This window comes from Micromonospora taraxaci (assembly GCF_007830095.1).
In the GTDB taxonomy this organism is placed as follows: domain Bacteria; phylum Actinomycetota; class Actinomycetes; order Mycobacteriales; family Micromonosporaceae; genus Micromonospora; species Micromonospora taraxaci.
The window spans coordinates 3,516,156-3,530,684 of record NZ_VIWZ01000001.1 but is presented as its reverse complement, the minus strand read 5'-3'; the positions used below and the strand labels follow the sequence as shown (position 1 = coordinate 3,530,684).

Annotated in this window: 10 protein-coding genes and 1 pseudogene; 8 read left to right on the top strand and 3 right to left on the bottom strand. The window is 71.7% G+C overall.

Annotated elements, in window-relative coordinates:
* Nucleotides 1–13: 13 nt before the first annotated feature.
* Complete coding sequence (locus FHU34_RS16145) at nt 14–1,363, bottom strand: ABC transporter substrate-binding protein (RefSeq protein WP_145781316.1); 1,350 nt, start codon at nt 1,361–1,363, stop codon at nt 14–16.
* 19 nt (nt 1,364–1,382) lie between these two features.
* Nucleotides 1,383–2,513 carry a LacI family DNA-binding transcriptional regulator gene (locus FHU34_RS16140; RefSeq protein WP_145781314.1) on the bottom strand — a complete coding sequence of 377 codons (1,131 nt, stop codon included), beginning with the start codon at nt 2,511–2,513 and terminating at the stop codon, nt 1,383–1,385.
* Nucleotides 2,514–2,751: 238 nt separating this feature from the next.
* Here FHU34_RS16140 and FHU34_RS16135 point away from each other — a divergent pair, with 238 nt between their 5' ends.
* From FHU34_RS16135 to FHU34_RS16100, 8 genes and pseudogenes are all read left to right on the top strand, one after another.
* The gene (locus FHU34_RS16135) at nt 2,752–4,080 is read left to right on the top strand and encodes a Gfo/Idh/MocA family protein (protein WP_145781311.1); all 1,329 of its coding nucleotides are present in this window, start codon (nt 2,752–2,754) and stop codon (nt 4,078–4,080) included.
* A 24-nt stretch (nt 4,081–4,104) separates the two neighbouring features.
* Complete coding sequence (uxaC, locus tag FHU34_RS16130; protein WP_145781307.1) at nt 4,105–5,538, top strand: glucuronate isomerase; 1,434 nt, start codon at nt 4,105–4,107, stop codon at nt 5,536–5,538.
* Nucleotides 5,535–6,839 (top strand): enolase C-terminal domain-like protein, encoded by a 1,305-nt coding sequence (locus tag FHU34_RS16125; RefSeq protein ID WP_145781305.1) that lies wholly within the window; start codon nt 5,535–5,537, stop codon nt 6,837–6,839. The genes uxaC and FHU34_RS16125 overlap by 4 nt, the downstream gene beginning before the upstream one ends.
* Complete coding sequence (locus tag FHU34_RS16120; RefSeq protein WP_244311699.1) at nt 6,830–8,323, top strand: mannitol dehydrogenase family protein; 1,494 nt, start codon at nt 6,830–6,832, stop codon at nt 8,321–8,323. Before FHU34_RS16125 ends, FHU34_RS16120 begins: the two co-directional genes overlap by 10 nt.
* A 25-nt stretch (nt 8,324–8,348) precedes the next feature.
* Complete coding sequence (locus FHU34_RS16115; protein WP_145785618.1) at nt 8,349–9,527, top strand: Gfo/Idh/MocA family protein; 1,179 nt, start codon at nt 8,349–8,351, stop codon at nt 9,525–9,527.
* 46 nt (nt 9,528–9,573) lie between these two features.
* Nucleotides 9,574–10,918: pseudogene (locus FHU34_RS34245) on the top strand (pectate lyase family protein).
* A gap of 83 nt (nt 10,919–11,001) precedes the next feature.
* The gene (locus FHU34_RS16105; protein ID WP_145781302.1) at nt 11,002–11,727 is read left to right on the top strand and encodes an HD domain-containing protein; all 726 of its coding nucleotides are present in this window, start codon (nt 11,002–11,004) and stop codon (nt 11,725–11,727) included.
* Nucleotides 11,728–11,876: 149 nt separating this feature from the next.
* On the top strand, nt 11,877–13,370 hold the full coding sequence (locus tag FHU34_RS16100; protein WP_145781299.1) for an FAD-binding oxidoreductase: 1,494 nt from the start codon (nt 11,877–11,879) through the stop codon (nt 13,368–13,370).
* A gap of 251 nt (nt 13,371–13,621) precedes the next feature.
* On the opposite strand, the gene FHU34_RS16095 is transcribed toward FHU34_RS16100, so the two are convergent.
* The gene (locus FHU34_RS16095; RefSeq protein WP_145781296.1) at nt 13,622–14,404 is read right to left on the bottom strand and encodes an AfsR/SARP family transcriptional regulator; all 783 of its coding nucleotides are present in this window, start codon (nt 14,402–14,404) and stop codon (nt 13,622–13,624) included.
* Nucleotides 14,405–14,529 lie beyond the last annotated feature (125 nt).

Genomic DNA, 14,529 nt, shown 5'->3' with positions numbered 1-14,529 from the left:
CCTGGTGCGGCGGTCAGGCGATGGCGGACTTGCACGCCTCGACGAACTGGGCGGCGGCCTCGGCGGGGGTGGCCCGGCCGTACTGCGCGTTCTCGGCCGCCTTGATCAGCTCCGACTTGACCTTGCTGTGTCCCTTGATCGGCACCTGCGGCGACTTGCCGAACTTCTGGGTCAGCTCCGCCTCCACGGCGATGGACTGCTTCATGGCCGGGTCGGTGGTGTCGTCGCTGACCACCCGGCGCAGGTCCAGGTTGGACGGCAGGCCTCGGTCGGTACCGAGCAGCTTGACGGCCTCCATGTCGTTGTTCAGGAAGTTGATCACGTCGACTGCGACGTCCTTGTTCTTACTGCCCTTGAACACCGACCAGTACATCGAGGCCCGGGCCCACTGCGCGCTGGGGTCACCGGGGTAGGCGATCACGCCCAGCTCGTCCTTAGTGTTCTTCTTCAGGTCCGGCATCTGGTTGGCCCAGACCCAGGAGGTCGCCGACTTGCCGGTGACCACCAACTGCTTGGTGACGTCGCTGGAGTTGCCCTCGTGGATCACGTCGGCGGTCGGGGTGGCCTTGCGGTCCCGGGCGCCCTTCCACAGGTCGAACCACTTGGTCACGTCCTCGGCGGTGAAGCCCAGCTCCTTGCCCTTGTAGAGGTCCTTGCCCTGCTGCCGCAGCCAGACCCAGAGGGCCTTGTAGTCGGCGCTCGGGTCCTGGGTGCCGGGCACACCGGTCTTCTTCGACACCTCCTCGGCCCAGGCGATGTGCTGCTCCCAGGTCATCCCGGTGGTCGGCTCGGGCAGGTTGTTCTTGGTCAGCAGCGTCTTGTTGTAGACCAGACCCTGGGTGTTCTCCCCGGCGGCCAGGCCGGCGAACTTGCCGTCGACAACGCCGTACTGCCAGAGGCTCTCGGGGAACTTCGAGGTGTCCAGCTTGCCGGACTTCTGGTACGAGGTCAGGTCCAGCGTGGTGTTGCGGGCCGCGTACTCGGCCAGGTAGTTGTCGTCGATCTGGAACAGGTCCGGCGGGTTGCCGCCGGCGGTGAGCGTGGCCAGCTTGTCGAAGTAGCCCTGGTTGGCCTGCCAGGTCTTCTCGAAGGTCACGTTCGGGTGTTTCTTGGTGTAGAGAGCCAGCGCGTCCTCGGTCAGCTTGGCCCGGGCATCACCTCCCCACCAGAAGATGGAGAGCTTGACCGGGGCGTTCGGATCGGCGGAGGGCTCGTCGTCTCCGCCGCAGGCGGCAGCGCCGAACATCAGCGGCGCGGCGACCGTCACGGCGAGCAGGCCACGCAGCAGGCGCCGCCGAGGCAGCGCGGTACGGTGAGCGCGCCCGACGGGCGCGTCAGTGGTGGGGGGCGTTGCGGGGTGCATGTGCGCTCACTCCTCGGCATTAGGAGGCGACGGCGTCACCGGTGGCCGCGGTCGGGATGCCCGGGCCCGCAGGGCAATGCGGGTCCGGGCCCTGCGGCGCGGCCAGGGGACGTGCCGGTCGGGCGTGCGGGCCCGGGCCGGTCGAGTCGCGGATGACCAGGTCGGTCTGGAGCATTACCTGTGCGGTGGTACGACGGACGCCGAGCGCCGTGCCGGCACCCAGCCCTCGCGCGCCGCGCGGTGACTCGGTGTCCTGTTGCAGCAGCATGTCGACGGCCGTCCGGCCGGCGGCCCCGGTGGGTGTGGCCACCGTCGTCAGTTTGGGTCGGGTGAGCCGACTCAGGGTGATGTCGTCGACCCCGACGACGCTCACCTCCTGCGGCACCCGGACCCCGAGCGCGTCCAGCCCTTCGATGAGGCCGATCGCCATCAGGTCGTTGTAGGCGAGCACGGCCGACACACCGCTGCGCCGCACCTGCTCGGCGGCGGCGGATCCGCCGGTCTCGGTGGGCGCGTTCGGGCCGAGCACTGTCAGTTCCGCGCCGCCCGCCCGGGCGGCCGCGCCGGCGGCCCGGCGCATCTCCCGGTTGGTCCACGAGCTGCGCGGGCCGCCGAGCAACGCGATGCTGCGGTGTCCCAGGCCGACCAGGTGCTCGATCGCCGACCGGGCACCCTGCCCGACGTCCATCAGCACGCAGGGCAGGCCGGTCACCTGGCGGTTCACCACCACCAACGGCACCTCACGGCTGAGCTGCTCGATCAGGCTGTTGCTCATCCGTGGACTGCACAGCAGCACACCGTCGACCTGCTTGGCCAACGCGTGGACCAGTTCCTCCTCCGCGGTCGGGTCCTCGTTGGTGTCGGCCACGAACACGTGGTAGTCGCGGTGCCGGGCCTGACTCTCCGCCGCCTTGATCAGCGGCGGGAAGAACGGGTTCGCGATGTCCGCGATGATCAGCCCGATGTTGTGCGTACGCCCGGTGATCAGTGCCCTCGCGGCCCGGTTCGGCCGGTAGCCCAGGTCCTCCGCGCAGGCCAGCACCCGGACCCGGGTCTCCGGGTTGACCAGGTGCGGAGCGGAGAAGGTGCGGGACACGGTGGAGATGTGCACACCGGACGCCCGGGCGACGTCCCGGATGGTGACTGGCACGGCGGCCCCTTCGTCCGATGTGGTGGCGGTCACGTGGGTGTGGCCCATTAATGCAAACGGTTGCGTCAGTGTCAACGGTCAATGGCTACAGCTTTGTTGCATCCAGACTCCCCTTGGTGAACTAACGCCTCGCAAACACGGACATTCACCGCCGTTTGTATCGTCGCCGTTGACGCGATCACATCGATCGTGATTACTTCACTGCAAACCTTTGCAGGATCACCGGGGGGGCGACCGCATGTCACCGAGAGCCGACGGCCGGGTCCGGTACGCCGTCGTGGGCACCGGCGCGCGAGCGGAGATGTTCGTCCGCGCCCTGGTGCTCGACCACGCCGACACCACCGAGTTGGTCGCCTTCGCCGACGTCAACCAGGCCCGGATGGACGCGCACAACCGCTGGTTGGCCGAGCTGGGTCACCGTCCGGTGCCCACCTACCCGGCCGGTGACTTCGCGGCCATGCTGGACGCCGAACGCGTCGACGTCGTCCTGGTCACCAGCGTCGACGTCACCCACGACGAGTACGTGGTGGCCGCGTTACGCGCCGGCCGGCAGGTCGTCACCGAGAAGCCGATGACGGTGGACGTGCCGCGCTGCCGGCGCATCCTGGACACGGTGACCGAGACCGGTGGTCGGGTGACCGTCGCGTTCAACTACCGCTACAACCCACTGCACGAGCAGGTCCGCCGGCTGCTCGCCGAGGGCGCGGTCGGCGAGATCGGCTCGGTGCACTTCGAGTGGCTGCTCGACGTGCGCCACGGCGCCGACTACTTCCGCCGCTGGCACCGCGACAAGGCCAGCTCCGGCGGGCTGATGGTGCACAAGGCCAGCCACCACTTCGACCTGGTCAACTGGTGGCTGGCCGCCACGCCCGTCGAGGTGTACGCGGCCGGACGGCTCTTCTTCTACGGCGAGGACGGCCGCCGGCACGGCTACGCCCGTGACTACGACCGGGCGTACGGCTCCCCCGCCGCCGCCGACGACCCGTTCGCCCTGCGACTCGACGCGCACCCCCGGCTGCGCGAGTTGTACCTCGACGCCGAGGCCGAGGACGGCTACCAGCGCGACCGCAACGTCTTCGCCCCCGGCGTCAGCATCGAGGACGACATGGCAGTGCTGGCCCGCTACTCCACCGGCGCCACGATGACCTACCACCTCACCGCGTACGCCCCCTGGGAGGGTTACCGGGTGATGGTCAACGGCAGCCGGGGCCGGCTGGAGCTGGAGGTCACCGAGAACGACTTCGTCGACCGCGGCACCGCCGGCGCGGTCAAGGGCGCCGCCCTGCACGGTGTCGAAGCCCCGCCCGAGGGCGGTGGCGCGACCCTGACTGTGCGCCCGTTCTGGCAACCGCCCCGGCAGATCCCCGTGGAGAGGCGCAGCCGGCACGGCCACGGCGGCGCGGATGCCCGGATGACAGGTGTGCTCTTCGGCGGGCAACCCGACCCGCTGGAGCGCGCCGCGACCGCCGACGACGGCGCGTTGGCCCTGCTCACCGGCCTGGCGGCCAACCGGTCCTTCGAGACCGGTCGACCGGTCCGGGTCGCCGACCTGCTCACCCCCCGCTGACCAGGAGACGAGGAGCCCATCCCCGTGCCGACGTTCGACCACACCGACCTGCTCCTGCCGCCCGAACCGGGCCAGCGCGCGCTGGCCCGGGAGCTGTACGCCCTCGCGGCGGAACAACCCATCATCTCGCCGCACGGGCACGTCGACCCGGCCCTGCTCGCCGAGGACCGGCCCTTCCCCGACCCGGCGCAGCTGCTCATCGTGCCCGACCACTATCTGACCCGGATGCTACTCAGCCAGGGCGTACCCCCGTCGGACCTCGGTGTGCCCACCCGCGACGGCAGCCCGGTGGAGACCGACGGGCGGGTGATCTGGCGACGTTTCGCCGCGCACTGGCACCTGTTCCGGGGCACCCCGTCGCGGCTCTGGCTGGAGCAGACCTTCCGCACCGTGTTCGGTGTGCACACCCCGCTCGGCCCGGCCACCGCCGACACCCTCTACGACGAGATCGCGGCCCGGCTCGCCGAGCCGGACTTCCGGCCCCGGGCGCTGTTCGAGCGGTTCCACATCGAGGTCCTCGCGACCACCGAGTCTCCGCTGGACGACCTCGGCCAGCACGCCAAGCTCGCCGCCGACGGCTGGGGCGGGCCGGGCGGCCGGGTGGTCACCACCTTCCGCCCGGACGACGTGGTGGACATGGAGTTCGAGGGCTGGTCGACCAACGTGGAGCGGCTCGGTGAGCGGGCCGGCGAGGACACCGGCACGTACGCCGGCTACCTGGCCGCGCTGCGGGCCCGACGGGCGGCGTTCATCGCCGCCGGCGCGACATCCTCCGACCACGGACACCCCACCGCGCGCACCCTGGACCTGACGCCGGAGGAGGCCGAGCGGCTGTACGACCGGGGTCGGCGCGGCCAGGCCGACGCCGCCGACGCCGAGGCGTTCCGCGCGCACATGCTCATGGAGTTCGCCCGGATGTCGCTCGACGACGGCCTGGTCATGCAGCTGCACCCCGGCGCGGTACGCAACCACAACCGCTGGCTGCACGCCCGGCACGGCCGCGACGTCGGCGGCGACGTCCCGCAGGCCACCGAGTACGTGCACGCGCTCGCCCCGCTGCTGGAGCGCTACGGCAACGACCCCCGGCTGCGGGTCGTGCTCTACACCCTGGACGAGGACACCTTCACCCGCGAGCTGGCACCCCTCGCCGGCGGGTACGCCGCGCTGCTGCTCGGCGCGCCCTGGTGGTTCCTGGACTCCCCGGAGGTGCTGCGCCGGTTCCGGGAGGCGGTCACCGAGAGCGCCGGCTTCTACAACACCACCGGGTTCGTCGACGACACCCGGGCGTTCTGCTCCATCCCGGTACGCCACGACGTGGCCCGCCGGGTCGACGCCGGCTTCCTGGCCCGGCTGGTCGCCGAGCATCGGCTGCCGATGGACGAGGCGGCCGAGACCATCGTCGACCTGGCGTACCGGCTGCCCAGGCGGGTCTTCAAGTTCGGAGGCGTGGACCAGTGACCACCACCATCACCTCCGTCGAGGTGCACGACGTGCGGTTCCCGACCGCCGCGCGGGGCGACGGCTCCGACGCGATCAACCGGGGCGACTACTCGGCGACGTACGTGGAGTTGGGCACCGACGTCGGGGCCACCGGCGCGGGCTTCACCTTCACCAACGGCCGGGGCAACGAGATCACCTGCGCGGCGGTCCGCGCGCTGGCCCACCACGTACGGGGACGCACTGTCGAGGAGATCGTGGCCGAGCCGGTGGCGTTCTGGCGCTCGCTCAGCGCCGACGTGCAGCTGCGCTGGCTGGGCCCGGAGAAGGGCGTCATCCACATGGCGACCGGGGCGCTGGTCAACGCGGTGTGGGACCTGCGGGCCACACTGGCCGGCAAGCCGATGTGGCGGTTCCTCGCCGAACTGCCCACCGACGACCTCGTCGCCAGCGTCGACTTCAAGCACATCAGCGACGCGCTCACCCCGGACGACGCGGCGGCGATCCTCGACAAGGGATTAATCGGAGGGGATGGCCGGCTCGCGGAACTCAAGCAGAGCGGCTTTGCTTCGTACACCACCTCGGTCGGCTGGCTCGGCTACCCGGACGACAAGGTGCGGGCACTGACCCGGCAGGCGTACGACGACGGTTGGCGTGCGATGAAGATGAAGGTCGGCGGCCCGCTCGCCGACGATCTGCGGCGGGCCCGGATCATCCGGGAGGAGATCGGCCCGGACGCGCTGCTGATGATGGACGCCAACCAGGTCTGGGACGTCGACGAGGCGATCACCGCGATGGCCACCCTCGCGGAGGTCGACCCGTACTGGATCGAGGAGCCCACCCACGCCGACGACATCCTCGGTCACGCCCGGATCGCCCGGGCGGTGACCGAACTGACCGGCGGCCGGTGCCGGGTCGCCACCGGTGAGGTGGCCGCCAACCGGGTGATCTTCAAGCAGTTGTTGCAGGCCGAGGCGATCGGCGTGATGCAGATCGACGCGTGCCGGGTCGGCGGTGTCAACGAGGTCCTGGCCGAGCTGCTGCTGGCGGCGAAGTTCGGGGTGCCGGTCTGCCCGCACGCCGGTGGGGTCGGCCTCTGCGAGTACGTCCAACACCTGGCGATCTTCGACTACCTGCGAGTGGGCACCGCGCTCGACGGTCGGATGATCGAGTACGTCGACCACCTGCACGAGCACTTCGTCGACCCGGTGCGTACCCGCGGTGGCCGTTACCTCCTGCCCGAGCGGCCCGGTTACAGCGCCACCATGAAACCGGCGTCGATCGCCGAGTTCCGCTTCCCGGACGGTCCGGCGTGGCGGTGACCGTCGGCGCGTCCCGGCTCGGCCTGGGCATGGTGCGCCACCTGCCCGTCGAGGCCCGCCCCCTGATCCGGCCGGGGACGGTGCCCACTGGCGTCGTACACCTGGGGTTGGGCGCGTTCCACCGCGCCCACCAGGCGGTCTTCACCGAGGCGGCGGTCGGCGCGGCCGGCGGCGACTGGGGCATCGTGGCCGTCGCGCCGCGCAGCACCGCAGTGGTCGAGGCGCTCACCGCCCAGGACAACCTGTTCACCGTCAGCGCCCTCTCCGCGACCGGCAGCGCCACCCGGGTGGTGGGGGCGCTGAGCGGCGTCCGGCACGCGGCCAGCGACCCGGACGCCGTGGTGGCGTTGCTCGCCGACCCGGCGGTGCGCGTGGTGACCCTGACCGTCACCGAGAAGGCGTACCAACTCGACCCGGTGACCGGCCACCTGTCGCCGGACTCGGCGCTCGCCGCGGACCTGGCCGGCGGCCGTCCGCCGAGCACGGTGCCGGGGCTGCTGCTGCGCGGGCTGGCCGCACGGGCCGCCGCGGACGCCGGGCCGGTGGCGCTGGTGAGCTGCGACAACCTGCCGGCCAACGGCCGGCGGCTGCGGGGCATGCTCGACCAGACGGTCGGTCGTGCCGTCGGGGTGCCGACCGGGCTGGTCGACTGGGTGGCCGCCAACGTCTCCTGCCCGGGCACCATGGTGGACCGGATCGTCCCGGCCAGCACCCCGGAGACCATCGAGGCGGTACGCCGGGCGCTCGGCGTCACCGACCTTGCGGCGGTCGCCGCCGAACCGTACGCCCAGTGGGTCATCGAGGACGACTTCCCCGGTGGCCGGCCGGGCTGGGAGCACGCCGGGGCGGTGCTCACCGACGACGCCGGCCCGTGGGAGCGGTTGAAGTTGCGCGCCCTCAACGGCGTCCACTCGGCCACCGCGTACCTGGGTGCGCTGGCCGGTCGGGAGACCGTCGCCGAGGCGCTGGAGATCCCGCACCTGGGCGACGTGCTGCGCCGGTTGATCGCCGAGGACGTCGCCGCCAGCTTCACCCCACCGGACGGGGTCCGGGTGGTCGACTACGGCGAGCAGGTCCTCGCCCGGTTCGGTAACCCGGCGATCCGCCACCGCACCCTCCAGGTGGCGATGGACGGCTCGCAGAAGCTGCCGCAGCGCGTCCTGCACACCATCGCCGACCTGCGCGCGACCGGTCGGTCCGCGCGCTGGGGCGCGCTGGTCGTGGCGTCCTGGTTACGCTTCGCGTTGGGGTACGCCGACGACGGCCAGCCGTTGCCGTTCCAGGACCCCCTCGCCGGGCCGATCCGCGCGGCACTCGACGCCGGTCGGCAGAGCCCCGCGGGCGCTGTCGACGCGCTCTTCGCGCTGCGTGAGGTCATCCCGGTGGAGGTCGCCGAGGACGACGAGGTCCGCGCCGACGTGGTCGCCTGGTTGACGGCGCTGGAACGGCACGGCGTCGAGGCCACAGTGGCCGGTGCCCGGTGAGCGGGCCGACACTGGCCGGTGGGTGGTGAACGGGGGGACGCCGCCGCCGCGGGTGGCGGTGATCGGGGCGAACGGGCACGGCCGGTGGCATCGGCGGGTGATCGCGCCGCTGCACGCCGACGGCCGGCTGCGACTGGTCGCCCTGGTCGACGTCCGGCCGGTGGAGGACGACCCGGCGGCGCCGGTGCCCCCCGGCGTCCAGGTGTTCACCGACCACCGGGCGATGCTCGCCGCCACCCGGCCGGACGTGGTGGTGATCTGCACGCCGCCGCACACCCACCTGGCGATCGCCCGCGACGCCCTGGCCACCGGCGCGGACCTGCTGCTGGAGAAGCCTCCGGTGCTGTCGCTGGCCGAACACGAGGAGCTGACCTGGGCTCTCGCCGCCGCCGGACGGGTCGCCCAGGTCGGCTTCCAGGCGCTGGGTTCGGCGGCTCTCACCGCGCTGACCGACGCGCTGGCCGCCGGCCGACTGGGCACCGTCACCGGCGTCGCCACGGTGGCCGCGTGGCAGCGGCCGGACGCCTACTACGCCCGCTCCCCCTGGGCCGGTCGTCGCACGCTCGACGGCCGACCGGTGCTGGACGGCGCGCTGGCCAACCCGCTCGCGCACGCGGTGATGCAGTGCCTGGCCGTCGCCGAGGCGCTCGGCGGGGCGACGCCCTGGCCGGTGGCGATCGAGGTGGAGCGTTACCGGGTCCGCCCGATCGAGGTGGAGGACACCGCGGTGCTGCGGGTCCTGTTCCGTGCCGGCCCGCCGGTGCTGGCGGCGGTGACCCTGGCCGCCGAGGAGTTCGTGGCGGGCGAGGTCGTGGTGACCGGGACGGCCGGGCGGGCGGTGCTGGAGTACCCGACGGACCGGTTGCGGCTGCCCGGGGACGTGGTGACCCGCCGGGTGCCGGGGCGGTCGGGACTGCTGGAGAACCTGCTCGCGCACCGGGCCGACCCGGCCGGGGTGCCGCTGATCGCGCCGCTGGCCCGTACCGCGCCGTTCACCGCGCTGCTGGACGCGTTGCGGGCCGCCCCGGAGCCCCGGCTGCTCGACGGTGACCTGGTGACCACCGTCGGCGAGGGCGGGGAACGGGTCCGTCACCTGCGGGGCGTGGTCGACGTGCTGCGTCGGGCGGCCGAGCGGGGGGCGCTCCCGAGTGAGCTGGCGGTGCCCTGGGCGGTCGCCGCGTACCGCGCCGAGTTGACGAGATAGCCGGACAACGAACCCGCACCCCCACCTCCAGTGAATGGAGAGAGTCATGCGCAGAGTCCTCACCGGCGCGACAGTCGTCGCCCTTCTGCTCGGTGCCGCCCCGGCCGCCGCCGCTGCCCGCCCGGACGACCGACTCTCCTGGTCGGCCCGCCAACTCGGTCGGCAGGCGCTGCCCGCGCGGGACGGCTGGGCGGCCGAGGGCGCCGGCACCACCGGCGGTTCGGCGGCGACCCCGGAGCGGACCACAGTGGTGCGCAGCCGGGCCGAGCTGGTCGCCGCGCTGGGCGGCGACAACGCCGGCAACGCCACCGACGCGACGCCGAAGCTCGTCTACGTCGACGGCGTCATCGACGGTTTCGAAGGGCCCGACGGCGCTCCGCTGAGCTGCGCCGACCTGGCCGACCCGGCGTACCGGTTGGATGCCTATCTGGAGGCCTACGACCCGGCGGTGTGGGGGCGGGTCGCCCCGAGCGGTCCGCTGGAGGAGGCCCGGGTGCGTTCGGTGGCCAACCAGACCCGGCAAACCCAGATCAACGTCGGCCCGAACACCACGATCGTCGGGCTGCGCGGCGCGCGGTTGACCGGACTGACGCTGATGATCGACCGGGCGTCGAACGTGATCGTCCGCAACCTGACCCTCGTCGACGCCCGGGACTGCTTCCCCGCCTGGTCACCGACCGACGGTGAGGCCGGCAACTGGAACAGCCAGTACGACCAGATCTCGGTACGCCGCAGCGAGAACGTCTGGGTCGACCACATCACCTTCACCGACGGCGACAACCCGGACAGCGCCCAGCCCATCCACTTCGGTCGGCCGTACCAGGTGCACGACGGGCTCGCTGGACATCACGCACACGGCCAGCCTGGTCACCGCGTCGTGGAACCGTTTCACCGGCCGGGACAAGCTGCTGCTGATCGGCTCGTCCAACACTGTCGGCCCGGACGTGGGGCGGCTGAAGGTCACACTGCACCACAACCTCTTCGACGGCGTCCTGCAACGGCTGCCGAGGGTGCGCTTCGGGCAGGTCGACGTCTACAACAACCACTACCGGCTCGGTGGGGACGACTTCCAGTACGCGCTCGGCGTCGGCGTGCAGTCGGCGATCTACGCGCAGAACAACTTCTTCTCGCTGGACGCGTCGGTCGACCCGGCCGACCTGCTCTACGACTGGGGCGGCACGGCGTTGACCGAGCGCGGCTCCTGGGTGCGTCAGGGCGACGGGCCGGCGCGGCCGGTCGACGTGCTGGCGGCGTACAACGCGACCCACGACCCCGACCTCGCCGCCGACGCGGGCTGGACGCCGACCCTGCGCCGCGACCCGGTCCTCCCGGCCCCGCTGGTCCCCCTCCTGGTGGGACCGCTCGCCGGCGCCGACCGGCTACCGGTCTGACCACCCGGTCCGGGCGGGAACTCGTGGTCGGGTCGACGACGTACGGGCTCATCGATGTGGGGAAGATCGGCTATAAGTGACGCATGGACTTCCCTCCGCACCTGGGCAGCATGCCGATGCACGCGATCACCGAGATCCACGGCGAACCGGGCCTGCTGGAGCGCTTCCGGTTGGAGGTCCAGCAGTTCGACGACGCCGCCCGGGCGCGGTTGACCGCCGCGCTCGATCTCGCCGCCGACCTGCACCGCGACGACCGACGCGTCCGTGAGCCGTACCTGAACCACCTGTTGCGGGTGGCGATCCGGTTGATGCACCACTACCAGGTGCGCGACGTTGACGTGATCGTCGCCGGTCTGCTGCACGACGCGGTCGAGGACCACCCGTCCGAGTTGGCCGTCGGTGACCCGGGGGCCGACCCGACCGAGGCCGCGTTGAGTGCGCTCGCCGCACGGTTCGGGCCGCGGGTGGCCACCCTGGTCGCCGCCGTCACCAACCCGGTGTACGACCCCGAGCAGGACCGCAACACGCAGTACCGGGAGCACCTGGCGGTCAGCCTGGACCGGGAGCCCTGGGCTCGGGTGATCAAGGTATCGGACTTCACCGACAACGGTGTGGGGGTGATCCACACGGTCGGGCCGAAGGTCGTCTCGTCGGCCCGGAAGTACCGGCCGCTGGTGCCGCTCTTCCGGGACCTGATCGGCCGACCGGACACCCCGCTGTCGCCAGCGGTGAAGCGGCACATCTTCGGGCAGCTCGACCTTGCCGAGGAGCGTTTCAGCGCCATCCTGGACGTGCCTGCCCCGAACTGACGGCGGTCGCATCACCCGACCGGGTTCCGTGACAAGTTCTCGGATCTGCGAGAACGCCTCGGGCTTTACGGTTGGTTTGCGCCTGATGAGAGGTAAGTCCCCTCTCGGTCTACCTTTCGGGCGCGTCACCAATCGAGAGGATTCGGACCATGCGCGATCTTTCCCGTCGTGATCTGCTCAGGGCGACGGCCGTCGGCGCCGGAGCGGTCGCACTCCCGAGCGTCATCGCCGGCAGCTCGGCAATCGCCGCCGACGGTCCCGGGTGGCCCTCCGACACGAAGTTCCCAGCGGCCGAGCTGACCGGCCGTATCGTCCGCCCGCAGAGCCCCGACTACGCGGACGCGAGCCTCGGCTGGGACGAGTTGTTCGTGCGCTATCCGCTGGTCATCGTCTTCGCCCAGGAGACCCGGGACGTGGTCAACGCCCTCACCTGGGCGCGGCAGCACGACGTCGCGCTGCGCGTACGCAGTGGCCGGCACAGCCTGGAAGGCTGGTCGAACGTCGACAACGGCATCGTGATCGACGTCAGCGAGCTGAAGGACGTCCACATCGACACCGCCACCCGCATCGCGAAGGTCGGCGCGGGGCTCAACCAGTCGGAGGCGGTGACCGCCCTCGGGGAGCACAACTTGGCGGCGACGACCGGCACGGAGGGGACGGTGGGCCTGTCCGGGGCGACCCTCGGCGGCGGCTTCGGCTTCCTCACCCGCTACCTCGGGATGGCCTGCGACAACCTGATCGGCGCGGAGATCGTCGTGGCGGCGGGCGCGGACGGCGCGAAGGTGCTCGAGGTGGACCCGTGGAACCACCCGGACCTGCTCTGGGCGCTGCGTGGGGCGGGCAACGGAAACTTCGGGATCGTCACCTCCCTGACCTACAAGGTCGCCCCGCTCACCAGCGTCGCCTACCTGCAGGTGACCTGGCCCGGTCTCGGCGATCTGCACGAGGTCTTCGACGCCTGGCAGCGCGTCGCGCCCTTCACCGACCCCCGCCTCGGCACCCAGATCGAGGTCCACCCGACCGAGATCCTGCTGTTTGCAGTGCTGGCGGAGGGGTCGGAGGCAGAGGCCAGGAAACTGCTGGCACCGATCCTGTCGATCGGCGACCCCACGGTCACGACGCAGATCGGCGGCTGGGGCGACGTCTACGCCGGCTTCCAGATCCCGACCGCGGACGAGCCCGCGAACTGGAAGTTCTTCTCCCAGTTCACCCGCGAGCCGTTCCCGGCGAAGGCGATCAGCGTGATCCAGGCATTCATGGAGAAGGCGCCCTCGCCCGACAGCAACTTCTTTACCCAGGCCTTCGGCAGGGGGGCGCAACGGCAGGAGCCGTTCGGTGGTGCGGCCTTCCCGCACCGCGACGCGCTCTTCTACTCCGAGCCAGGAGCGGGTTGGGGCACCCGCGGCGAGCCCGACAGCGGCGACGCCGTCACCCCGATCGCCCAGACCTGGATCGCCGAGTTCAGCCAGGCGCTGCGGCCCTACGTGGACGGCGCCTACGTCAACGTGCCGAACATCGGCATGGCCGAGTGGGAGACCGCCTACTGGGGACGCAACTTCCCTCGACTGCGCAAGATCAAGGCCAAGTACGACCCGCACAACGTCTTCCAGTACGAGCAGAGCATCCCACCCGCAACACACTGACCGGCCCCACCCGCCCCCACCGCGCCCCCACCTCACCGCGCCTCGCTCACCTCACCTCATGCGCATCCTTTGCTCTGCACCCACGTATGCACCAGCTACAGACCGTGAGTGTCGCGCCCGTGGGTGCAGAGCAAAGGACGAAAGACAGGTGTCCGGGGGTGGCGGCCGTGGGCACTGAGGGCGGGAATGTGGGGGCTGGCGGGGGGCGGGAATGTGGGGGCTGGCGGGGGGCGGGAAGAGAGCGGGGCCGGTTACGGAGACGGAACGGGAGCACCGGTGGCACCGGCGCGGACAAGCTGCTCCAGCCAGGGTGTCGGGGCCACGCCCAACTCCCGGCCCAGGTCGGCGCGGAACAGCTCGAACCGCCGTACCGCCTCGTTGATGTTGCGCTCGGCCAGGTGCACGGCGATCAACGCCCGGGTGGCGCTCTCCCGCAGCGGCTCCAGGTGCACGGCGGTCAACGCCACCTGCACCGCCTCGCTGTACCGGCCCTGCGTGGTGAGCCGCTCGGCGAGCGCCTCCAGCGCGTACAGCCGGGTCTGGCGCAGGCGTTCCCGCTCGGCCAGCACCCAGTCGTCGTACCAGCCGGGTAGCAACTCGCCGGTCGCCAGCGCCGGCACGCCCAGGCCGACGCCGATCACCGGTGACCCGCCGGCCAGGAACGCGGTGGCCGCCGCGCCCAGGATGGCCACGTCGCTGGTCACCCCGGCGGCCAGGGCCAGCCGATCGTCCTCCTGCACCAGAGGCTCGGGGGTCACCCGGTGCAACCGCCAGAGCATGGTGCGCAGGTTGGCACGGGCACGCTCCTCGTGGGAGCCGGGCCAGAGCGTACCGGCGGCCTCGGACCGGGCACAGTGCTGACGTACGCCGAGGTAGGCCAGCAGTCGGCGGGCGCCCTGCGGCACCGCCACCACCCGTCCGTCGCGTTCCAACCCGAACCCGCCGAGCAGTCGTAACGCGTACCGGGGAGGCAGCCCCGTGTCGGTCTCGGGTGTCCCGGTGCGATCGTCCCGCGTCACCTCGTGAACAGCCATGCATGCGCCTTTCGCACCGATCGCCCCGTGGGAGTTCCACGGTCGGGTGTGGACGATCGTCGCGCCAGCGCAGTGTCGTCACACCGACCCGGCGAGCGGCGTGGATCAACCGTTCGCCGGAGTCG